The 21692-nt window shown below is 49.7% G+C and carries 19 protein-coding genes and 1 other RNA gene; 19 read left to right on the top strand and 1 reads right to left on the bottom strand.

Features of this window, described 5'->3' with window-relative positions; genetic code table 11:
* Nucleotides 1-2 precede the first annotated feature (2 nt).
* The 19 genes from WJM45_RS18850 to lpxC all read left to right on the top strand — a co-directional run bounded on the left by WJM45_RS18850 (nt 3) and on the right by lpxC (nt 20040).
* Nucleotides 3-194, top strand: a complete 192-nt coding sequence (locus WJM45_RS18850) for a hypothetical protein (protein WP_341326562.1) — start codon at nt 3-5, stop codon at nt 192-194.
* A gap of 85 nt (nt 195-279) precedes the next feature.
* An RNA gene (gene rnpB / locus WJM45_RS18845) (RNase P RNA component class A) lies at nt 280-645 on the top strand.
* A gap of 546 nt (nt 646-1191) precedes the next feature.
* The gene (mraZ, locus tag WJM45_RS18840; RefSeq protein WP_341328976.1) at nt 1192-1659 is read left to right on the top strand and encodes a division/cell wall cluster transcriptional repressor MraZ; all 468 of its coding nucleotides are present in this window, start codon (nt 1192-1194) and stop codon (nt 1657-1659) included.
* A 114-nt stretch (nt 1660-1773) separates the two neighbouring features.
* Nucleotides 1774-2700 carry a 16S rRNA (cytosine(1402)-N(4))-methyltransferase RsmH gene (gene rsmH, locus WJM45_RS18835; protein WP_341326561.1) on the top strand — a complete coding sequence of 309 codons (927 nt, stop codon included), beginning with the start codon at nt 1774-1776 and terminating at the stop codon, nt 2698-2700.
* Complete coding sequence (ftsL, locus tag WJM45_RS18830; protein WP_341326560.1) at nt 2697-2975, top strand: cell division protein FtsL; 279 nt, start codon at nt 2697-2699, stop codon at nt 2973-2975. Before rsmH ends, ftsL begins: the two co-directional genes overlap by 4 nt.
* Nucleotides 2976-4715, top strand: a complete 1740-nt coding sequence (locus tag WJM45_RS18825) for a penicillin-binding protein 2 (RefSeq protein ID WP_341326559.1) — start codon at nt 2976-2978, stop codon at nt 4713-4715. It abuts the gene before it with no gap.
* Complete coding sequence (locus WJM45_RS18820) at nt 4712-6178, top strand: UDP-N-acetylmuramoyl-L-alanyl-D-glutamate--2,6-diaminopimelate ligase (protein WP_341326558.1); 1467 nt, start codon at nt 4712-4714, stop codon at nt 6176-6178. The genes WJM45_RS18825 and WJM45_RS18820 overlap by 4 nt, the downstream gene beginning before the upstream one ends.
* On the top strand, nt 6175-7536 hold the full coding sequence (gene murF / locus WJM45_RS18815; protein WP_341326557.1) for a UDP-N-acetylmuramoyl-tripeptide--D-alanyl-D-alanine ligase: 1362 nt from the start codon (nt 6175-6177) through the stop codon (nt 7534-7536). The genes WJM45_RS18820 and murF overlap by 4 nt, the downstream gene beginning before the upstream one ends.
* 1 nt (nt 7537) lies before the next feature.
* On the top strand, nt 7538-8620 hold the full coding sequence (gene mraY, locus WJM45_RS18810; RefSeq protein ID WP_341326556.1) for a phospho-N-acetylmuramoyl-pentapeptide-transferase: 1083 nt from the start codon (nt 7538-7540) through the stop codon (nt 8618-8620).
* Nucleotides 8617-9993 carry a UDP-N-acetylmuramoyl-L-alanine--D-glutamate ligase gene (murD, locus tag WJM45_RS18805; protein ID WP_341326555.1) on the top strand — a complete coding sequence of 459 codons (1377 nt, stop codon included), beginning with the start codon at nt 8617-8619 and terminating at the stop codon, nt 9991-9993. Before mraY ends, murD begins: the two co-directional genes overlap by 4 nt.
* Nucleotides 9990-11168, top strand: coding sequence for a putative lipid II flippase FtsW (gene ftsW, locus WJM45_RS18800; RefSeq protein WP_341326554.1), 1179 nt, complete (start codon nt 9990-9992; stop codon nt 11166-11168). Before murD ends, ftsW begins: the two co-directional genes overlap by 4 nt.
* On the top strand, nt 11150-12205 hold the full coding sequence (gene murG, locus WJM45_RS18795) for an undecaprenyldiphospho-muramoylpentapeptide beta-N-acetylglucosaminyltransferase (protein ID WP_341326553.1): 1056 nt from the start codon (nt 11150-11152) through the stop codon (nt 12203-12205). The genes ftsW and murG overlap by 19 nt, the downstream gene beginning before the upstream one ends.
* Entirely contained in the window at nt 12202-13641 is a 1440-nt protein-coding gene (murC, locus tag WJM45_RS18790) for a UDP-N-acetylmuramate--L-alanine ligase (RefSeq protein WP_341326552.1), read from the top strand. The genes murG and murC overlap by 4 nt, the downstream gene beginning before the upstream one ends.
* 62 nt (nt 13642-13703) lie before the next feature.
* Nucleotides 13704-14597, top strand: coding sequence for a UDP-N-acetylmuramate dehydrogenase (murB, locus tag WJM45_RS18785; protein ID WP_341326551.1), 894 nt, complete (start codon nt 13704-13706; stop codon nt 14595-14597).
* Nucleotides 14594-15526 carry a D-alanine--D-alanine ligase gene (locus WJM45_RS18780; protein ID WP_341326550.1) on the top strand — a complete coding sequence of 311 codons (933 nt, stop codon included), beginning with the start codon at nt 14594-14596 and terminating at the stop codon, nt 15524-15526. Before murB ends, WJM45_RS18780 begins: the two co-directional genes overlap by 4 nt.
* A 6-nt stretch (nt 15527-15532) precedes the next feature.
* Nucleotides 15533-16273: a cell division protein FtsQ/DivIB gene (locus WJM45_RS18775; protein WP_341326549.1), complete on the top strand. Its 741-nt coding sequence runs from the start codon at nt 15533-15535 to the stop codon at nt 16271-16273.
* 35 nt (nt 16274-16308) lie between these two features.
* The gene (gene ftsA, locus WJM45_RS18770; RefSeq protein ID WP_341326548.1) at nt 16309-17535 is read left to right on the top strand and encodes a cell division protein FtsA; all 1227 of its coding nucleotides are present in this window, start codon (nt 16309-16311) and stop codon (nt 17533-17535) included.
* A gap of 35 nt (nt 17536-17570) precedes the next feature.
* Nucleotides 17571-18728 carry a cell division protein FtsZ gene (ftsZ, locus tag WJM45_RS18765; RefSeq protein ID WP_341326547.1) on the top strand — a complete coding sequence of 386 codons (1158 nt, stop codon included), beginning with the start codon at nt 17571-17573 and terminating at the stop codon, nt 18726-18728.
* Between the two features lie 388 nt (nt 18729-19116).
* The gene (lpxC, locus tag WJM45_RS18760; protein WP_341326546.1) at nt 19117-20040 is read left to right on the top strand and encodes a UDP-3-O-acyl-N-acetylglucosamine deacetylase; all 924 of its coding nucleotides are present in this window, start codon (nt 19117-19119) and stop codon (nt 20038-20040) included.
* Nucleotides 20041-20937: 897 nt separating this feature from the next.
* Here the strand turns inward: lpxC and WJM45_RS18755 are convergent.
* Entirely contained in the window at nt 20938-21690 is a 753-nt protein-coding gene (locus WJM45_RS18755; RefSeq protein ID WP_341326545.1) for a DUF2182 domain-containing protein, read from the bottom strand.
* Nucleotides 21691-21692 lie beyond the last annotated feature (2 nt).

The following is a 21692-nucleotide window of genomic DNA, read 5'->3' as shown; positions in this document are numbered from 1 at the left end:
AGGTGAAAGAGGAAAGAGGAAAGAAGAAAGAGGAAAGAGGGAAGAGGAAAGAGGGAAGAGGAAAGAGGGAAGAGGAAAGAGGGAAGAGGGAAGAGGGAAGAGGGAAGAGGGAAGAGGAAAGAGGGAAGAGGGAAGAGGGAAGAGGGAAGAGGGAAGAGGGAAGAGGGAAGAGGGAAGAGGAAATTAGGGCTTGACAAATGGATTAAATGTCGCATCAGTTCGCCGCTCGCTGAAAATTAATTTTCCGGCAAGTATTTAATTCACGTATAATTTCCGCCGAGAGTCGGCCGGACAGTCGCTGTTTTGCCTTAGGGTAGAAGAGAGGAAAGTCCGGGCTCCATTGGGCAGAGTGCCAGGTAATGCCTGGGAGGCGCGAGTCTACGGAAAGTGCCACAGAAAATATACCGCCCCTCATCTAGAATTTTCATTCTAGGTGAGGGGTAAGGGTGAAATGGTGCGGTAAGAGCGCACCGCGCGACTGGCAACAGGCGTGGCAGGGTAAACCCCACTCGGAGCAAGATCAAATAGGGGAACAGACGCGTGGCCCGCGCGGTTCCCGGGTAGATCGCTCGAGCCGTAAGGTGACTTGCGGCCTAGATGAATGACTGTTCGCGACAGAACCCGGCTTACAGGCCGACTCTTTTTCCATTACCGAGTTTTTGCGTCTGTGCAAATAATAACGGCGCATTCCCCCCCCCTAAATCCGATCGCTGTATAAAGTCTCAAAAGCGATGGGTGATTCAGGTAGTCCCAGTACTTAGCGGCATTGCCGTTTTCAAAATCCATATACTCCTCTTCTTTTCTCAGTGCGAAAAAAAACTATTTTCATGCCTTTGATATTGTAAACAAGGCTCAGGCTATTTTTGTCGATTAAGTTTTACGGTGGCAGCAAGTTGTTTGCAGTATTTGTCGGATTGGATTTGCTTAACGCTAAGATGATTCTGATTCGACACCTTATTATATAGTAATAGTTTTCTTTAGCATTATGAATTAACTTTTTGATAAGGCAAATAAATTATTTTTCCGATTGTGTTCTCTTTAAAGCATTTTGTTCTGTTTTCATAAGTCATTGTCTTGTCATAAATAATTAAATTCAAATCGATCTTGACTAAGGTCTGATTGAAATCTATAGTGAACAAAAGTGGTGTAAAGTGGAAAAAAAGGGAATTTTTTGGCGAGCCGGGGCTTATCTTGTTAAGAGGCATCAATCCAATCAATCTTGACGCGAAAGGGCGTTTTGCAATTCCGACTAAATATAGGGAGGAGTTGTTGGAATGTTGCGACCGGCAATTAATCGTCACGGTTGCGGTCGATGAGCATTGCGTCGGCGAGAAGGGTTGTTTGTGGCTGTATCCCTTGCCGGAATGGGAAAAAGTCGAACAAGCCATTCTTAAGAAACCAACTTTAAATAAAATGTTGACCAAACTTAAGCGTTTTTTGATCGGTAACGCGACAGAATGCGAAATGGATATGCAAGGCCGTATATTATTGCCGGAGAAATTGAGACGCTTTGCCGGTATGGACAAGAAAATTATGTTGGTCGGACAATTGAACAAATTCGAAATATGGAATGAGGAAGCATGGAATGCCAAGGAAGTCGAATGGATGAATAGCGACGATACCGAAGGTCTCGAAGAGTTAGGTTCTTTGTCTTTTTAACCCAGCCTTAACAATTTCTAGTGACTGTGGATATCGCATTGAATATTATCATTAATTTTTAATTTCTTATGCTCGCCAAATGTAAAGGCTGGGTTAATACGAGAGATCTGTTAAATGGCGCATTTGCCCGTATTGTTTTCGGAGGCGTTACAGGCGCTTGCTATTAAAGCCGATGGCATTTATATCGATTGTACGTTTGGGCGTGGCGGACACAGTCGGGGGATTTTAAAGCGGTTAGGTCCTTCCGGCCGCTTACTCGCCTTAGACCGGGATGCCGATGCGATTCAATCGGAATGGGCGCGAGAAATAGCAAGCGATAAGCGTTTTAGCCTGCATCATGCATGCTTTTCGTCATTACAAGCTATCGCCGAACAGGAAAATGTGCAAGGGCGGGTGGATGGCCTGCTAATGGACTTAGGCGTCTCGTCGCCGCAATTGGATACCCCCGAACGGGGGTTTAGTTTTTTATATGACGGCCCTTTGGATATGCGTATGGATCATCGCTCGGGTTTGTCTGCAGCACAATGGTTGGCCGAAGTCGATGAGCGCGATTTGGTTCAAGTGTTATTCGAATTCGGCGAAGAGCGTTTTGCACGTCGAATTGCCCGCGCCATTGTCGAACAACGCCGGGAGCAACCGCTATCGACGACGCGGCAACTTGCCGAGCTAATTGTAAACAGTGTGCCTGTTAGAGAAAAGCATAAACACCCTGCAACCCGGACTTTTCAAGCAATTCGGATTGCGGTCAATCGAGAGCTCGAAGAATTGAAAAGTGGATTGGAACAGGCGGTCGATGTATTGAAACCCGGAGGACGCCTGGTTGTGATCTCGTTTCATTCATTGGAGGATCGAATCACCAAACGCTTTATCCGCGCTGAATCTGGTGCCAAGCACGATCCAGGCAGATTGCCGATTGTGGAATCTGAGATAAAGAAGGGTATTTTGCGCAAAGTCGGCAAGGCGATTAAAGCCGGCGGAGACGAGGTGGCGAAAAATCCACGAGCAAGAAGCGCAATCATGCGCGTGGCGGAGCGGTTGTGACGGAAAACAGGATCGCTATTTTATCCTTGGCAAGTTTATTGCCTTTATTAGTGTTGTCCGCACTGGGGGTCATTTACAGCAAGTATCAGTCGCGATTGCTGTTTGTTGAAATACAGCAACAAGAACGCGAGCTGGATCGATACGAAGTGGAGTGGGGGCAATTACAGTTGGAGTTGACGACATTAGCGGAAGAAAATCGAGTCGAACAAATTGCTCGGGATAAGCTAAAACTGGTCATGCCGGAACGAGACAAAATTATTTATTTGAAACCTTAGATGCACGGTTTTTCAACGCGAAAAAAAAAGAGGGGGCCGGAAACGGACTTTACCGTAAGACGTAAAGTGTTGCTGGTTTTTATGCTTGGAGGGATGGGCTTGCTGGCTGTTCGGGCCTTCGACCTGCAAGTATTGAGAAAGCAATTTCTCAAACAGCAGGGCGACATGCGCCATGTCAGTGCGGTATCTGTGTCAGCTTATCGAGGCATGATACTGGACCGAAACGGAGAGCCATTGGCGATCAGCACGCCGGTTCAATCGATTTGGGTCAATCCGCAAGAACTCGCGGGTGCCGAACCGGCTGCAATCGGGCAAATGGAAAAGCTTCTCGATTTGCCCGATAGGAAAATTAAAAACTTGATCGTGCCAGGCACGAAGCGGCGGTTTGTTTATGTTAAACGGCGCATCAATCCGCATTTGGCTGCGCAAGTAAAAGCATTAGATGTCCCCGGTGTTTATTTCGAGCGGGAATTTAAACGCTATTATCCGGCGGGCCCGGTATCGGCACATTTGGTAGGATTTACGAATGTCGACGATGTCGGCCAAGAAGGGATTGAGCTTGCCTATGACTCAGTACTGAGAGGGACGGCCGGGAGCAAGCGGGTTATTCGCGACGGCAAAAGGCAAATTATCGGTGATGTCGAGGCGATCTCCGCACCGGTCGATGGGCGGAATGTGCAGTTAAGTATCGACGAGCGCATTCAATATTTGGCTTATCGAGAATTGCAGTCGGCAGTACTAGAGCACCGCGCGAAAGCAGCGGCATTGGTTGTCTTAGACGCAAAAACCGGCGAGGTGCTGGCCGATGCCAATCATCCTGCGTTCAATCCAAATACCCGAACGCACCTTAAAGGCAATGCTTTTAGAAATCGAGCGATTACCGATGTTTTCGAACCGGGGTCGACGGTCAAGCCCTTTGTTATCGCGGCGGCGCTCGACGGCGGTTACATCAAGCCCGACTTAATAATTGAAACGAATGGAATATACCGAATTGGCCGCAATGTCGTCAGGGACGTGCATAACTACGGAACGCTCGATTTAACGCATGTCTTGAAAAAATCAAGCAATGTTGCAACCAGCATTGTCGCATTAGAGATGCCGCCGGACTATTTTTGGGGCATTTACAATCAATTGGGATTCGGCAACGCAGCGGGTATCGGTTTCCCAGGGGAAGCAAGTGGTAGCGTGCTGGATTACCAGCGGTGGAATCAATTCGCACAGGCGACCCTATCGTTCGGCTACGGCATGAATGCATCGGTGTTGCAGTTGGCAAGGGCTTATACGGCATTGGCCGATAACGGTGTGCTGCATTCGGTTAGTTTGTTGAAGCGCGATCAGGACCCCGAAGCCAAACGTGTGTTTTCCGAGAAAACGGCCCAATTGATTAGAACCATGCTCGAGCAAGTCGTGTTGAAAGACGGTACCGCTTATCAGGCTAGGGTCGATGGCTATCGAGTCGCAGGCAAAACCGGAACGGCTAAAAAAGCCGGCGAGGGCGGCTATAAAGAAAAAAAATATTTATCGATTTTTGTCGGTATGGCACCGGCTAGCGATCCGCGTGTGGTGATCGCGGTGATGGTGGATGAACCCTCGGCTGGTGCTTATTACGGAGGTGCGGTGGCAGGTCCCGTATTTTCCAAAGTAATGGCCGGTGCGCTGAGAATACTCGATGTTGCGCCTGACCAAGAAGAAACCATGCCGGTTTTGATCAGCAAAAGCCCGGATCTCTTAGCGCAATGAAATTAGCAGAACTGCTCTCGGACCATGCATTGACCGGAGCCGATATCACCGTTCAAGGGTTATCACTGAGTAGTCGCAATATTAAACCGGGCTACGCGTTCATCGCCGTGCAAGGAGCTAGGCAGCATGGCTTGGCGCATGTTCGCCAAGCTCTCGAGCTCGGGGCGAGTGCGGTGCTCTATGAGCCTTTCGGGGCGAACGAATGGTTAGGTGGCGGTCACCGTGATGTGCCATTTATCGCGGTCGAAGATCTAAATATGAAGTTGGGAGAGATCGCAAGCCGATTCTACGGCGATCCGTCCGGTCGATTGCATGTGATTGGCATAACCGGCACTAACGGCAAAACCTCGTGCAGCCAGTTTTTAGCTCAAGCCCTGGATCGATGCGGGATTATCGGTACCTTAGGCTGGGGAATCTGGGGGTGTTTGCGGCAAACGATCAATACGACCCCGGATGCGTTGGCGATTCAATGGATGTTGGCGAATTTGGTCGACGACCGGCTGGCGGCGGTTGCAATGGAAGTTTCCTCGCATGGCTTAGAGCAGGGACGAGTGAACGGTATCCGTTTTCAAGGGGTCGTTTATACGAATATCAGTCGCGATCATTTGGATTATCACGGCTCGATGGAACGGTATGTTCAAGCCAAATTAAAGTTGTTGGCGATGCCTGGTGTGAAGTTTGCCGTGATCAATTTGGATGATGCCTACAGTCAGCAAGTGCTGGCAGCGGTTCCCGACGGTGTGCTCGTGTGGGCCGGCAGTCTCCGAGGCAAATCCTTACCCTATGGCGAATCGGTTCTCGGTGATTCGCTTCGTCAGACATTGTTAGGAATCGAGCTTAACTTGAGATGGCGGGATCGACAAAAAAAAGTTTGCATCCCTTTATTTGGTGAATTCAACGCGGAAAATGCGTTGACGGTTTTTACCACTTTATTGGCTTCCGGCATGAGTTTTGATCAAGCGGCCATCAAAATCGAAAGCTTACAAGCGATCCCTGGGCGCATGGAGCGTTATGGCGGCGACGATGAATCATGGGTTTTTGTCGACTATGCCCATACGCCGGATGCTCTTGAAAAAGTATTGAAGGGACTTCGTAAGCAATGCGAAAAAAAATTGACAATCGTATTCGGCTGCGGCGGCGATCGGGATGAGGGCAAGCGGTCGCAAATGGGCAGTATTGCGCAACAGTGGGCTGACCGGGTTATTTTGACAGATGACAACCCACGCGGAGAAGCCCCGGAAATGATTGTCGAAGCTATTATGGAGGGCTGTCGGTCGAGTGGCGTTTCCGTCATTCATGACAGGGCCCTGGCGATACAAACAGCGATTAGCGAGTCCGGCTCCGGCGATTGTGTGTTGATCGCGGGTAAAGGCCATGAAGAATATCAAGAAGTGAAAGGCCGAAAGATACCTTTTAGCGATAGAGAGACTGTAATAAAAGCACTGAGGTTAGCCAGGCAATGAAATTAATGTTGAGCGAAATCGCGGAATGTGTCGGCGGAGTTCTGTTCGGCGAGGATAAGTTCTTCACGGGAGTCAGTATTGACACGCGCACCATCGAACCAGGCAGTCTCTATTGCGCGATTAAAGGCGAGCGATTCGATGGCAATGATTTTGTTGGGGATGCCGAGCGGGCCGGAGCGGCCGCGGCGATTCTAAGTCGTAAGGTCGAGGTGACGATGCCGATTGTCGTAGTATCCGATACTCGCCTGGCTCTGGCTGAATTAGCCGGTTTTTGGCGGAACAGGCAAACCGCACAAGTGGTCGGCATTACCGGTAGCAACGGCAAAACCACGGTCAAAGAAATAACCGCCGCGATATTGGGTATTCAAGGCCCTGTTCTTTATACCCAAGGTAACTTGAACAACGACATCGGCGTGCCGTTGACCTTAATGAAGATGAACGCCGAACATCGCTATGCGGTGATCGAAATGGGCGCGAATCATGCCGGTGAAATTGCCTATACCAGTCGATATGCCAAGCCGCATGTGACGATTATTTGCAATGTCGGTCCCGCGCATTTAGAAGGCTTCGGCAGTGTCGACGGCATCGCTCGTGCGAAAGGTGAAATTATCGGTTCTCTCGGTCCGGATGGGACGGCCGTGCTGAACCATGACGATACTTATTTCGATTATTGGCTGGAGTTGGCAGGAACACGCAAGGTATTGTCGTTCGGGTTAAAGCCAGGCGCCGATATTCGTGCCGAAAACATCATAACGCGTATCGAAAACGGCGAATTTGCGACAGCTTTCGAATGGATTCATGGTTCGGTGCGTTATCCGATGCGGCTCAAATTGGCCGGCCGGCATAATGTACTGAATGCCTTGGCCGCAGGTGCCGCTGCTACCGCATTGGGTTTTGAGCCGATGACGATCAAACAAGGACTGGAAAAGGTGCATCCGGTTACCGGACGTTTACAGCCGCTGGTCGGGCGCCAGGGCAATATCGTGATCGATGATACCTACAACGCTAACTCGGCATCGCTGAAGGCGGGGCTCGATGTGTTGATCGAATGCGGCGGTGAGCCCTGGGTGGCTTTGGGCGCCTTTGGCGAACTGGGACCCGAAAGCGCAGAAATACACCGCGAAATGGGCGAAGACATGAAAACAATTGGCGTAAAAAGGCTGTTCGCGACCGGATCCGACGCTCGGAATACCGTGCAGTCTTTTGGTGAAGGAGGCATTTTTTACGAAACACAAGATGAATTGACAGAAGCTTTGAAGCGCGAAATGAATGGTCATGAAACCTTGCTCGTGAAAGGGTCGAGATCCCAGCGCATGGAACGTGTGGTCGGAGCCATCGTAGAGAATTACAGGAAATAGCATGTTACTTTATTTAACCGAATATTTGATGACGCTCGATAGCGTGTTTCGGGTTTTTCAATATTTGACGATGCGGGCCATTTTGGGAGCGCTCACCGCGTTGATTATCTCGCTGGTGATCGGGCCGTTCATGATCCAAAAATTGACCAGAAGAAAAATCGGTCAATGTGTGCGCACGGATGGGCCTAAAACGCATTTCGACAAAGCCGGAACGCCGACGATGGGCGGTGCGTTGATATTGGTTGCGGTGGGCATCAGTACTTTGCTGTGGAGCAACCTCGAAAACCGTTATGTCTGGGTGATTTTTATCGTTACGATGGGCTTCGGCATCATAGGTTTTGTCGACGATTATAAAAAAGTCATGCTGGGTAATAGCGACGGGCTGTCGGCCAGGGCCAAATATTTTTGGCAGTCGGTGATCGGATTGAGTGCAGCCGTCTATTTGTTTGTCACAGCAAGCGCACCGGCCGAGACACAATTCATCGTGCCGTTTTTCAAAGATGTCGGTATCGAAATGGGGTGGCTATATATTGTCATGGCTTATTTTGTCATCGTCGGAAGCAGCAATGCGGTGAATTTGACCGATGGCTTGGACGGCTTGGCGATCATGCCGACTATCATGGTGGCGGCGGGTCTGGGGATATTCGCCTATTTGTCGGGGCATGTCGAATTTGCGAAATATTTGGCGATTCCGTTTTTGCCGAGTTCGGGCGAATTAATCGTGTTTTGCGCTGCGTTAATCGGCGCCGGGCTAGGTTTTTTGTGGTTCAACACCTATCCGGCCATGGTGTTCATGGGCGATGTCGGCGCTCTGTCGCTTGGCGCGGCGCTGGGTGTCTTGGCGGTCCTGGTTAGACAGGAAATTGTTTTGGTGATCATGGGCGGCGTATTCGTGATGGAAACCCTGTCGGTGATTATACAAGTCGCGTCATTCAAAATGACCGGTAAACGCGTGTTTCGCATGGCGCCGATTCATCATCATTTTGAATTGAAAGGTTGGCCGGAGCCGCGCGTTATCGTCAGATTTTGGATCATTACCTTTATTTTAGTATTAATTGGGTTGTCGACTTTGAAGTTGAGATGACGATGAATGCAGTCAATACAACCACGGCTTTAGCCGAAAAGTTTGGTTTGGATTCAGCCAATTCCAGAGTGCTGGTAGTCGGAGCCGGCGAAACGGGGCTCTCGGTTGCTCGCTTCTTAGATACACAAGGGATACGCTTTGCCATCGTCGACAGCCGGGCAAAGCCGCCGCTGCTTGACAAGCTTTTGGAAAATCTGCCCCATGCGGCGGTGTTCACCGGCGGTTTCGATGCCGATGCTTTTAAAGTGGCGACTCATTTAATTGTCAGTCCCGGCGTGTCGCTTAGAGAGGATTCGATCGTCAAGGCGCATGCGCAAGGCGCTAAGATCATCGGTGATATCGATTTGTTGGCGGCGTGTGCAGCAGCGCCGATCGTGGCGATTACCGGATCGAACGGTAAAAGTACCGTTACGACCATGCTCGGCGCAATGGCAAAGGAAACCGGAAAAAAAGCGGCAGTCGGAGGCAACTTGGGTACGCCGGCATTGGATTTATTGGCGCCGGATATCGAACTTTATATTTTGGAATTATCCAGTTTTCAATTGGAACGTACCGAGATACTGAATGCTTCTGCTGCGACAGTGTTGAATATATCGCCGGATCATTTGGACCGATATGACAGTGTCGCTGAATATGCTCGGGAAAAACAAAAAATATTTCGGGGCACCGGGGCAATGGTTTTGAACGCCGACGATCCCTTGGTTATCGATATGGCTGTGCCGGGTCGGAAAATGTCGACTTTTGCGATCAATAGCGAGGCGGAGTTCCATTTGGCTTGGGATGGCCATAAGGGATATTTGATGCGGAATGACAAACGATTGATGACGCTGGACGAGTTGCCGCTCGAAGGACTGCATAATGCCGCGAACGCATTGGCTGCAATAGCGTTGGGTGCGGCGATCGGTTTGGACGAACTGTCGATGTGCAAAGCATTAAAAAAATTTAAAGGTTTGGATCATCGCATGCAGCGAGTTGCCGTTAAAAACGGCATCACTTGGGTCAACGATTCAAAGGCAACGAATATCGGTGCCTGTGTTGCGGCATTGCAAGGTTATACCCGTCAAGTGATTTTGATAGCAGGTGGCGATGCAAAGGGCGCGGACATGAAGGAATTAGTCCCGGCGATCAAGCGCCAAGCAAAAAGTGTGATTCTAATGGGCAAGGACGGGCCTTTAATCGAGCAAGCATTGAATAACAGCGTGCCCATTTATAAAGCTGAAAATGTCTCTCGGGCGGTAAAAATTGCTGCCGAAATTGCCGATGAAGGCGATACCGTATTGCTTTCTCCGGCTTGCGCAAGTCTCGATCAATATAAAAGCTATAAAGAACGCGGCGAAAAATTCGCGACCGCGGTTATGGAGCTAAAAGCATGAGTCTTCAGATAGCGCCAATTAAAGCCGGTCGGTTTTATTTCGACCCGTTATTGCTTGCGGTAATTACGGGATTATTGCTTATCGGTTATGTAATGGTGTCGTCTTCTTCGTTGCACTTGGGTGCGAAGCTGGACAACAACAGCTTACTCTATCCGATAAAACAGATGATTCATATTATGTTGGGCTTGGTGTTGGCGGTCGGCGTTTTTTCTGTGCCGCTCAGAAAATGGGAGCAATGGGGGCCGAATTTATTCGTATTCGGCCTGGGTTTGTTGGTATTGGTATTGATACCGGGGCTTGGCGTCAGGGTCAATGGCGCGGTTCGTTGGTTATCGGTAGGGGGATTCCGTATCCAGGTTTCGGAAGTCGTTAAATTGATTTCGGTCATTTACATGGCGAGTTATGTCACGCGTTACGAGGACTCGGTTAGAAACTCTTCGTTCGGATTGCTTAAACCATTGTTGTTGTTCACGGTCGCATGCGTATTGTTGTTGATGGAACCCGATTTCGGCTCGGCAGTCGTGATTTTGGTTATTGCCTTGGGCGTGATGTTTTTGGCCGGTGCCCGCTTATGGCAATTCGGCATCTTATTGGCCTCAGTTTTAGCGATGGCTGCGATGCTAGTGATTGTTTCGCCCTATCGTCTACGTCGGGTGATCAGTTTTTTGGATCCTTGGGCCGATCCGCAGGACACCGGTTTTCAATTGGTTCAGGCGTTGATATCTTTTGGGCGGGGCGAGTGGTTCGGCGTGGGACTCGGCAGCGGAATTCAAAAATTGTTCTATTTGCCCGAGGCGCATACCGATTTTTTGTTTTCGGTGATTGCCGAGGAGTTGGGTTTGTTGGGTGTCGTCACAGTCATTGTACTGTTCGCACTTTTGGTTTGGCGCGCCATTGACATAGGCACCAAAGCCGAAGCGGCCGGTAATAAATTTGCGGCTTTCATTGCCTACGGTACCGGGATTTGGTTCGGCTTTCAGTCATTCATCAATATGGGTGTCAACATGGGTATGTTGCCGACGAAGGGGTTAACTTTGCCTCTGATGAGCTATGGGGGCGGCAGTATGATCGTTATGTGTTGTGCGGTGGCAATATTGTGCCGAGTCAATAGCGAAGTCCAGGAAATGGTTGCAAGTCAGCCTAAAAGGAGGCCGGTTTGGGCGCGCGTATCTTGATCATGGCCGGCGGAACCGGCGGACATGTGTTTCCGGCGCTGGCGGTAGCCGATTATCTTGTCGAACAAGGCTGGCAAATGAGTTGGCTCGGGACAAAAAACGGCTTGGAAAGCCGCGTCGTTCCTGCGCACAAGATTGATATCGATTGGTTGTCGGTGGCGGGTGTTCGCGGTAAAGGGCTGTTTTCGAAAATCAAGGCCGTATTCTTGTTGATCAAAGCTTGCGGACAAGCGTGGCGGATTTTGCGCCGCCGCAAGCCGGATGTCGTTTTAGGCATGGGCGGCTTTGTCGCGGGGCCGGGAGGATTAGTGGCCAAATTGATGGGCATTCCTCTGGTGATTCACGAACAAAATCGAGTGCCGGGTACGACTAACCGCTTATTGGCGAGATGGGCTAACCGAGTACTGGAAGCTTTTCCTGGAAGTTTCGATAAAAAAATAAATGCACTATGGAGCGGCAATCCGCTGCGTAAAGAATTAATCGGGATTCCTGAAAAAAAAGCGCGTCAGCCCGGAGATGCGCTCAGGTTGCTGGTCATCGGCGGTAGTCAGGGGGCGCAGGTGCTGAATCAAGTTGTTCCGGATTCGGTTGCGGCCGTGAGCGGATTGAACGTCAGGCATCAAACAGGCGAAATCATGCGTATTCAAGTCGAACAGCGTTACCAAGAATTAGGTGTCGATGCGGAAGTGTCCGCATTCATCGAAGATATGGCGGAGGCTTATCGGTGGGCCGATATCGCGGTGTGCCGAGCCGGAGCGATGACGGTCAGCGAACTGGCCGCAGCCGGTATTCCGGCGGTATTGATTCCATTACCGCATGCAATCGACGACCATCAAAACGCCAATGCGCGCTATTTAGCCGATGTCGGAGCGGCCATGATCCTTCCGCAGAAAGATTTATCGCCCGAAACATTGGCCGAGCGAATCAAGGACATGATCGAACATTTAGCTGAAATGGGCAAGAAAACGAGAGCCTGCGCCAAGCTGGATGCCACAGAGGCTGTGGCATTGTGCTGTCAAGCGGAGGTCGGACGATGAATCTTCCGAAAGTCAAAATGCCCACCAAGGCCTTGGGTAACATTGATCGCATACATTTTGTCGGTATTGGCGGTACCGGTATGAGTGGAATTGCCGAAGTTTTATCGAATTTAGGCTACCAAGTTTCAGGATCGGATCTTAAGGAAAGCGCCGCCACCAAAAGATTGGTTGAACTAGGCGTTAGCGTCACTATCGGACATCGCCGAGAGAATATCAGCGATGCCGATGTGGTTGTCGTTTCGTCGGCAGTCGATCGTAGCAATGCCGAAATCGACGAAGCCGTTATCAAGCGAATCCCGGTTATTCCGCGCGCCGAAATGCTTGCCGAATTAATGCGTTTCCGTTTCGGCATTGCCGTCGCCGGAACGCATGGAAAGACGACGACGACCAGCTTGATCGCGAGCATCCTAGCGGAAGCCGGCCTGGATCCAACTTTCGTTATCGGAGGACGGTTGAATAGCGCCGGCGCGAATGCCAAGCTTGGGCAAGGATATTATTTAGTTGCCGAAGCCGATGAAAGCGATGCCTCGTTTTTATTTTTACAGCCGATGATGGCGGTCGTGACCAATATCGATCAAGATCATATGGCGACCTATCAAGGCAGCTACAGCAATCTAAAAGATACTTTCATCAAGTTCATTCATCAATTGCCGTTTTACGGATTGGCGGTGATATGTATCGATGATGAAGGTGTTCGAGAAGTGTTGTCGCAGATGTCCAAACCCTTCAAGACATACGGGGTTGATAAACAAGCCGATGTTCGGGCTGTTGAGGTTGTTCAAGACGGTATGTTTACCTCGTTTACGGTATTACGTGTCGGAGGCTACGAACCGCTTAAGGTAACTTTGAATATGCCGGGCTGGCATAACATGCTTAATGCATTGGCGGCGATTGCGATCGCGACGGCTTTGGATGTCGAAGACGAAGCCATTGTCAAAAGTCTTCAAGCATTTAAAGGCGTCGGAAGGCGGTTTCAAATACATGGCGATTTGCCGATCGATAAGGGCAGATTAACGATGGTCGATGATTATGGGCATCATCCCCGCGAAATTGCCGCGACGCTGGAGGCTTTGCGGCAGGCATGGCCGAATCGGCGGGAAGTCATTGTTTTTCAACCGCATCGCTATACACGCACTCGGGATTTGTTCGAGGATTTTGTACAGGTGCTGTCGAGTGTCGACGTCTTGATTTTGCTTGATGTTTACTCGGCCGGAGAATCCCCGATTACCGGCGCCGATGGGCGGGCCTTGAGCCGCGCGATCAGGGTTAGAGGGCAGGTTGATCCGGTTTTTGTCGAAGACTTGGACGAACTGCCGGAAATATTGGCCGGCATTTTACAAGCCGGCGACGTGTTGCTAACGATGGGTGCTGGCAATGTCGGACAAATTGCCGCCGATTTGCCGGAGCAATTGGCGGCAGCATTGGAACTTCGTTGAACGTAGGCGCCGTGCTTAAAATAAGGTGTCGAAGATACGATGAAAAACGCAATCATTGAGCGATGAAATCAGTGCGTGATGAAATAAAGGGGCAATTGCTTGCTCATGAAAAATTAGCCAAATATACCAGTTGGCGGGTAGGCGGCGAGGCCGACTGGATGTTTATACCGCAGGATAAACAAGACCTGATCAATTTTATAAAGTCGCAGCATGGCAGAGAGCCGCTTTTTTGGTTGGGTCTAGGCAGTAATTTGTTGGTTAGGGATGGCGGCATTCGCGGGACGGTCATCAATACGCGTAACCGACTGAAGAGCATGAGTAAAAAAGATGGGTCTCGCATATATGTCGAAGCCGGCGTTCCTTGTGCATTAATCGCCAGATATTGCGGCGAACAAGGCATGGTTGGCGCAGAATTCCTAGCGGGTATTCCCGGTACTCTCGGCGGTGCGTTGAAAATGAACGCCGGGGCTTTTGGCGGTGAGACTTGGGCTATCGTTGACAGCGTTGAAACGGTTGATGCGTTCGGACAAGTTAGACAACGAAACCGCCCGGATTACGACATAGCCTATCGCTCGGTATCGGGTCCGGCGCAAGAATGGTTTTTGTCCGCCGAGTTGAGGCTGGAACCGGGGGATGTCGCCGAGAGCCAGCAAAAAATAAAGATATTGTTGGAACGACGCAATCAGACACAACCGACCAACCAGCCGAGTTGCGGCTCGGTATTCAAAAATCCGCCGGGCGATTTTGCCGCTCGGTTGATAGAAGCATGCGGATTGAAAGGCTACCGCATTGGAGGCGCCGAAGTATCGGTCAAGCACGCTAACTTCATCGTCAATACAGGCGGTGCCAACGCGGCGGATATCGAAGCGCTGATCGGCCATGTGCAGGACACTGTGGAAACAATGCAGGGGGTAAGATTGCTAACAGAAGTTTGTGTGGTGGGTGAATCTTTATGAAGCCGACTCAAATAAAAAAACCCGGACAATTCGGGCGCGTGGCCGTGCTCATGGGCGGTACGGCAGCGGAACGCGAAATTTCATTGATCAGTGGCGCCGCGGTGTTTCAGGCATTGAAAAGCCAAGGCTTAGACGTTGAAGCCGTTGATGTCACCGGCAGCGCGATTGATGCACTAACCGATGTCAAAGCGGACCGCGTCTTCAATATTATTCACGGTCGCGGTGGCGAGGACGGTGTCTTACAAGGCGTTTTAGAGGCGATGCGTTTGCCTTATACGGGTAGCGGCGTATTAGCTTCAGCCTTGAGTATGGATAAACTGCGCACAAAATTATGTTGGCAGGGTTTAGGCTTGCCGACACCGAAATGGTTTTTATTGAAAAGCGAAAACGATGCGCAGGCTTGCATAGAAAAGCTTGGCTTACCGCTTATCGTTAAGCCGGCTTTGGAAGGGTCCAGTATCGGCATGAGCAAGGCGAATAGCTTAACGGAATTGGTTGAAGCTTATCGTCTGGCTATGCAATCCGAGTGCGATGTCTATGCCGAGGCCTGGGTTAACGGCAACGAATATACGATCGCGGTATTGAGCGGTGAAGCGCTGCCTGTGATTCGCCTCGAAACGCCGAATGTGTTTTACGATTTCGAAGCGAAATATAGAGCGAATACCACTCGCTATCATTGTCCATGCGGACTAGATGCGGAGGTGGAACAGCGTCTTCAGGTATTGGCGGTGTCGGCTTGCGAGGCGCTGGCGGTCGAGGGTTGGGCGCGGGTTGATGCGTTCATCGATAATTCCGGTCAGACGCAGTTGATTGAAGTCAATACCGTACCCGGCATGACCGATCATAGCTTAGTGCCGATGGCCGCCAAACAGGCGGGAATCAGTTTTGAGGAATTGGTATGGCGAATTCTCGAAACGAGTTGCGGATAAGGAATCATGCGAGGTTCCGGAATTATAGCGAGTATCGTGATACTGATAGGAATTATGTGGGTCGTTTGGGGCAGTCTAAAGAATTACGAAGCGCATGCTACCGCCATCAAATACGTTAGGACGGAAGGGGTTTTTCAATATATTAGCAAAAGCGAAGTGAAGGAAATATTGTTGCCTCTGGTAAAGACGGGTTTTTTTTCCGCCGATATCGAGGCGATCAAGGAAGCGGTCGAACAAATGCCTTGGGTCGATAAAGTCAGCGTCAAAAGAGTTTGGCCCGATGCGATTGATATAAAAGTATATGAGCAGGCAGCTGTAGCGCGCTGGGGGAAGGTCGGCTTACTCAATGCTCGTGGAGAGGTGTTTATCCCGGCGAATGTCGACCGCTTCGATCATTTACCGATGTTGGTGGGGCCTTCCGGACAGCAGCAAAAAGTACTGGAGATTATGAAAGGCATCAGCATAACGTTAGCCGATCGGGCCTTAGGGTTAAGTGAATTCGTTATTGATGAAAGGCGATCATGGCGGATTCTGTTGAGTAATGGAACGGAGGTTTTGCTGGGCAGGAAGGAGCAACTTAAAAGTTTTCAGCGATTTTTGAAAACACTGCAATTGTTTGAGCCGGAGCAAATCGATGCGATGGCCAAAGTCGATTTAAGATATCCAAACGGATATACCGTGTTGTGGAAGCCGGAAGCTAAAGCAATTGACTGGAAAAAAATGGCCGCCGAGCGGCGACAGTCCTAACAGACGAAGATAAGAGCGTTGTAAGAGTTTATATAATGGCAAAAAAATCAGATCGAAATGTAGTAGTCGGGCTCGATATAGGAACTTCCAAAGTCGCGGCTATTGTCGGCGAATATACGGACGGCGGCGAAATGGAAGTCATCGGTATCGGATGTACGACTTCAAGAGGTTTGAAAAAAGGCGTCGTGGTCAATCTGGAGTCGACCGTGCAATCGATTAGACGAGCTGTCGAGGAAGCTGAGCTGATGGCCGGTTGCCAAATTACCTCGGTATTCGCCGGAATCGCCGGCGGCCATATTCGCAGCCTCAATTCGCACGGTATCGTTGCGATAAAGGAAAAGGAAGTGACGCAATACGATATCGATCGAGTGATAGATTCGGCACGAGCGGTTGCGATCCCGGCCGATCAGAAAATTTTGCATATTTTGCCGCAAGAATTTGTGATCGATCTGCAAGACGGTATCAAGGAGCCGATCGGTATGTCGGGTATTCGTCTCGAAGCGAAAGTCCATATGGTGACCGGCAGCGCCAGCGCCGCGCAAAACATAATCAAATGCATACGCCGTTGCGGACTCGAAGTCGACGATATCGTTTTGGAGCAGCTGGCGTCTTGTAATTCGGTGCTAACCGAAGATGAAAAGGATTTAGGGGTTTGTTTGATCGATATCGGAGGCGGCACGACCGATATCGCGGTATTCGCTAACGGTGCAATCAAGCATACGGCCGTGATACCGATAGCTGGTGATCAGGTGACTAACGATATCGCGGTAGCTCTTAGAACGCCGACGCAAAATGCCGAACAAATCAAGCAGAAATATGCTTGCGCATTGACACAATTAGCCAATACCGAACAATTGATCGAAGTGCCGAGTATCGGAGATCGAGCTCCGCGTAAAATATCGGTGCAAAATCTGGCGGAAATTATCGAACCGCGATATGAAGAATTGATGCTGCTGGTGCAAGCGGAATTAAGACGTAGCGGATACGAAGAAATGATAGCCGCGGGAATCGTGGTGACGGGAGGAAGCTCGAAAGTAACGGGATTGATAGAGTTGGCCGAGGAGATATTTCATATGCCAGTTCGCATGGGGGTGCCACAACATGTATCGGGATTGACCGATGCGGTGAAAAACCCTATCCATTCCACAGGGGTTGGATTGTTGCTCTATGGGAAAGAACATAGAGGAAGTTTTGAAGGGCTCGATGTCGAAAACACCGGGTTCATCGGCAAGATAAAGAAATGGTTTCAGGGTAATTTTTAAGAACAAAAAATTGTGATTTTGTAAGGGGAATCGAAATGAAATACGAGTTGTTGGATGTCGGCGCTGAAAATGCCGTGATAAAAGTCATTGGGGTCGGCGGTGGCGGCGGAAACGCGGTCAACCATATGGTTGAAAAACAGATCGACGGCGTGCAATTTATTTGTGCCAACACGGATGCTCAAGCATTGAAGAAGCTCAATGTCGATACAATCATTCAATTAGGCGCGGAATTAACAAAAGGTTTGGGCGCCGGAACCGATCCAAATGTGGGTCAGCAAGCCGCCGAAGAAAATCGAGATAGAGTTCGTGAAGTCATACAAGGTGCCGACATGGTGTTCTTGACAGCCGGCATGGGTGGCGGAACCGGGACCGGCGCGATTCCGATTATTGCCGAGATCGCCAAAGACTTGGGGATTTTAACCGTGGCGGTCGTGACCAAGCCGTTTCACTTTGAAGGCAAAAAGAAAATGGCGGTCGCCGAACAGGGTATTGTCGCATTGGAAAAATATGTCGACTCCTTGATAACGATCCCGAATCAAAAATTACTGCCGGTATTGGGTAACAATATTTCGTTGATGAGCGCCTTCAGTGCCGCCAACAATGTGCTATTAGATGCGGTCCAAGGCATTACTGAATTGATTACCCATCCGGGTATGATCAATGTTGATTTTGCCGATGTTAGAACCGTGATGTCGGGAATGGGAGCCGCTATAATGGGCACCGGTTCCGCATCCGGCGAAAACAGAGCGAGAGAAGCAGCGGAAAAAGCCATTGCCTGTCCATTATTGGAAGACATCAATCTACAAGGCGCGCGCGGTATCTTAGTTAACATCAGTGCCGCCGATATGATGATTTCCGAATTCGATGAAGTTGGTAATATCGTCCATGAGTTTGGAGCAGAGGACGCCATTATCAAAATCGGTACCGCGATCGACCCAAGTCTAGGCGATGAAATCAAGGTGACCGTTGTCGCGACCGGCATGGGCTCGCAACCTGCAGCAGTCGCGGCGCCGATCAAACTAGCGGTCAAACAAGCTGCTGTGGATAATGACTATACCAACTTTGAGAAGCCAACCGTGATTCGCCAAAACCGACCGGAGCCGCGTAACACACGTTTCGGTGCGCAGCCGAAAAAAGACGTCGACATGGACTATTTGGATATTCCAGCGTTTTTGAGACGGCAAGCCGATTAATCGGGAACCGGTGGGCAGAATGGGTATCTACACCTTTTGCACTTCAAACTCCGGTATGCGGTCCTACGTTAAAGCGTGGGAGCGCATACCGATTTCACTGCGACCAAGGTAGAGTTTTTCACGGGGAGACAAAGGAAACCGGAACGTGACTATCTTGGATAATTTATTCAGCACCTAATAAGCCATGATTTTGGATCATTGCCAATAACCTATGGGATTTAGGTGCTGGGCGTTTGACGGTCATCCCGGAGTCGAATTTTGATTTACGATGAGTAATATAAAAGTCGTAGATATGGCCGTGTGAAGTATGCCTAGCTTTATTACTTAAAACAGTATCAAATTGTGTTAAAATTCGGCGCTTTGCCCCATTTATTTGGCATTACTGATTATGATAAAACAGCGTACGTTAAAAAATACTATTCGGGCGACGGGTGTTGGTCTGCACACCGGCGATAAAGTTTATTTGACTTTGCGCCCGGCAGAGCCGAATACGGGCATTCGGTTCCGTAGAGTGGATTTAGAAGAGCCGGTCACAATCGATGCCACACCCGAAAATGTCGGCGAAACGACCTTGTCGACCACACTCGTACAAAATAATATTAAGATATCGACAATAGAACATCTATTATCGGCATTCGCCGGGCTCGGCATCGATAATGCCATCATAGATCTTAGTGCTGCCGAGGTGCCGATTATGGACGGAAGCGCAGGGCCTTTCGTTTTCTTACTTCAATCCGCCGGCGTCGAAGAGCAAGATAGCCCGAAGCAATATATTCGTATCAAGCGACCGATTCGGGTCGAGGAAGACGATAAATGGGCGGCTTTCGAGCCTTTCAACGGTTTCAAAGTAACCTTTACGATAGATTTCGAACATCCAGCATTCAAAGATCATTTGAAAACGGCAGTGATGGATTTTTCATCGACCACTTTCGTCAAGGAAGTCAGTCGAGCTAGAACTTTCGGTTTCATGAAAGATATCGATATGCTCAGGCAAAATAACTTGGCTTTGGGCGGCAGTCTCGACAATGCCATCGTGGTCGACGACGACAAAATCCTCAATGAAGATGGCCTGCGTTATGCCGATGAATTCGTTAAACATAAAATTCTCGATGCGATCGGTGATCTATATTTACTTGGCCACAGTTTAATCGGCGAGTTTATTGGCTATAAATCCGGGCACGGATTGAATAACATGTTGTTACGTGCGCTGCTTAAAGATCGTGATGCTTGGGAGATGGTGACCTTTGATGACGAAAACGAAGCGCCGATTTCATTTATGCGTTCCGCGCAGACATTGGTTACGCCGACATAGTCGATCGTTTTATAGCGCGAAAGACGTCGCCGGATAAGTCTTTTTTTATTTCAGGTTGATATTTAGGCGGCAGCATTCATTGCTGCCCCCCTGTTATACTCATCGGAGATCAAAATTCGGCGCCGGGGTGCCCGTCAAAGGACGCCGTGAACCCAGCACCTAACTTATCCAAGGCAATTAATCCTAGCCAATGGGTTGTGGAATTTAGGTGCTGGGTGAATACGTCCATGTAGGATCTATGCCAGCTCCATGTTGCCCCTCACCTAGCGCTAGGTGAGGGGCCGAGCACCCCGGCGCCTCCTTAGGCGCTGCCGAATTTTGAAGTGCAAAAGGTATATTTCTCACCTTCTCGGTTCGGGAAAATCGATTGTCGATGTATCTGCCTTATTTAACCATTGCCGATCAAAATTCGATACCAGGGTGCCTGTCAAACTACGCAGTAAAAGGCATAGGTGTAAGCGCGGAAAAGCTTTGCGGAAACAGTTTCATCGTTTATTAACGTCTGTTTTCGCGCCTTGCTAACGAACAAAATAACATTGCCATAAAAGCCGAAAACATGAACGCGCGAAGTTTACTCCCTTTATAGTCAAAAATTAGATAACTTTAGAAGGTATGGGCTGTGGCTAGCGAGGATGTCGGCAGCAGGGACAGATTTTTGCTCCTGCAAAATCTGCATTCACGCCATCCTTGGCGCTTAGCTGCCGTCAAGCCCCCATGGATGGGTTTACGGCGGTCCTCGATAGACATATCCCATACCTTTTATTCTTAGACGGTCTTTCAATCAAAAGGGAGTAGTTTGTCTAGGCCGGCCCGGGGCAGGCCGGTTTTAGAGCAAAATCGAGTGACCGTTCCGAAATCAAATTCAAGGACGTGTCTTTTTTTCTCGTTTGGCGAGCGTTAGCCGCTAAACATGACTACGCCCGCCCAAGCGAAAAATAGAAGTCCACCAATTCTTGCGCTAGTTGCGGCATTGAATGGACTCAATTTTTCGAGCGTTATGATCAAGGTTAATACCAGCATGCCGGTAATGTTCATCAGGCCAACCGAAAACATCACGAGCATTTCGGCCCAACAACAGCCCAAACAAACAACTCCATGTTGTGTCCCCATTCGATAAGCGCCCATTGCTCCATCGCGCCATCGGTTCATTAAAAATCCTACCGGGCTTTGGCAATAACTTAGGCAAGCATTTTTAGTCGGAGAAAACTGATAGGCGCCGGCCAGCGTTAGTATAGCAATTGCGAGAGCCCGATTGTTGTTGTTCATCATCGGAGACAGCCAGAGCAGTCCGTGCATTTGCCACTGCAATAGAGCTAAAACAATGCTGAATAAAACCCAGATGCTCAAATAGCCGAGCACGAACAACGAGGATAAACGAAAAAGGTTTTGACCTCGTCTGCGGCAAATGGTGGCAAATGCCAGCACGGTCGGAAATGCGGAAGGAAGCATCATCGCGATCATCATGACGGCCCACATCAAGAAGACGATGCCGAAATCGAAGGTCGACCATGCCGAAGCCGCGGAGGGCGGCATCCACATTTCCGCCATCTGCGTTTCGGTCATGTAACGGTATTGCCAGAATACCCCGGCCCATGCCATTAGATTGACGGCCAGTAAGGCCGCGAACAGCGTGTTTTGGGTTCGGGTCACGA

It is taken from the genome of Methylotuvimicrobium sp. KM2 (assembly GCF_038051925.1).
Lineage (GTDB): Bacteria > Pseudomonadota > Gammaproteobacteria > Methylococcales > Methylomonadaceae > Methylotuvimicrobium.
Note: the sequence above shows the minus strand (reverse complement) of the source record. Positions and strands in the feature narration are given on the sequence as shown.

What these genes read in the sequence shown, in the direction of transcription:
- rsmH (WP_341326561.1), top strand. Translation starts at nt 1,774, where the DNA reads ATGGCGCATTTGCCCGTATTGTTTTCGGAGGCGTTACAGGCGCTTGCT.
- murC (WP_341326552.1), top strand. Translation starts at nt 12,202, where the DNA reads ATGAATCTTCCGAAAGTCAAAATGCCCACCAAGGCCTTGGGTAACATT.
- mraY (WP_341326556.1), top strand. Translation starts at nt 7,538, where the DNA reads ATGTTACTTTATTTAACCGAATATTTGATGACGCTCGATAGCGTGTTT.
- WJM45_RS18775 (WP_341326549.1), top strand. Translation starts at nt 15,533, where the DNA reads ATGCGAGGTTCCGGAATTATAGCGAGTATCGTGATACTGATAGGAATT.
- WJM45_RS18825 (WP_341326559.1), top strand. Translation starts at nt 2,976, where the DNA reads ATGCACGGTTTTTCAACGCGAAAAAAAAAGAGGGGGCCGGAAACGGAC.
- murF (WP_341326557.1), top strand. Translation starts at nt 6,175, where the DNA reads ATGAAATTAATGTTGAGCGAAATCGCGGAATGTGTCGGCGGAGTTCTG.
- ftsW (WP_341326554.1), top strand. Translation starts at nt 9,990, where the DNA reads ATGAGTCTTCAGATAGCGCCAATTAAAGCCGGTCGGTTTTATTTCGAC.
- WJM45_RS18780 (WP_341326550.1), top strand. Translation starts at nt 14,594, where the DNA reads ATGAAGCCGACTCAAATAAAAAAACCCGGACAATTCGGGCGCGTGGCC.
- murD (WP_341326555.1), top strand. Translation starts at nt 8,617, where the DNA reads ATGACGATGAATGCAGTCAATACAACCACGGCTTTAGCCGAAAAGTTT.
- murB (WP_341326551.1), top strand. Translation starts at nt 13,704, where the DNA reads ATGAAATCAGTGCGTGATGAAATAAAGGGGCAATTGCTTGCTCATGAA.
- ftsZ (WP_341326547.1), top strand. Translation starts at nt 17,571, where the DNA reads ATGAAATACGAGTTGTTGGATGTCGGCGCTGAAAATGCCGTGATAAAA.
- WJM45_RS18820 (WP_341326558.1), top strand. Translation starts at nt 4,712, where the DNA reads ATGAAATTAGCAGAACTGCTCTCGGACCATGCATTGACCGGAGCCGAT.
- ftsA (WP_341326548.1), top strand. Translation starts at nt 16,309, where the DNA reads ATGGCAAAAAAATCAGATCGAAATGTAGTAGTCGGGCTCGATATAGGA.
- lpxC (WP_341326546.1), top strand. Translation starts at nt 19,117, where the DNA reads ATGATAAAACAGCGTACGTTAAAAAATACTATTCGGGCGACGGGTGTT.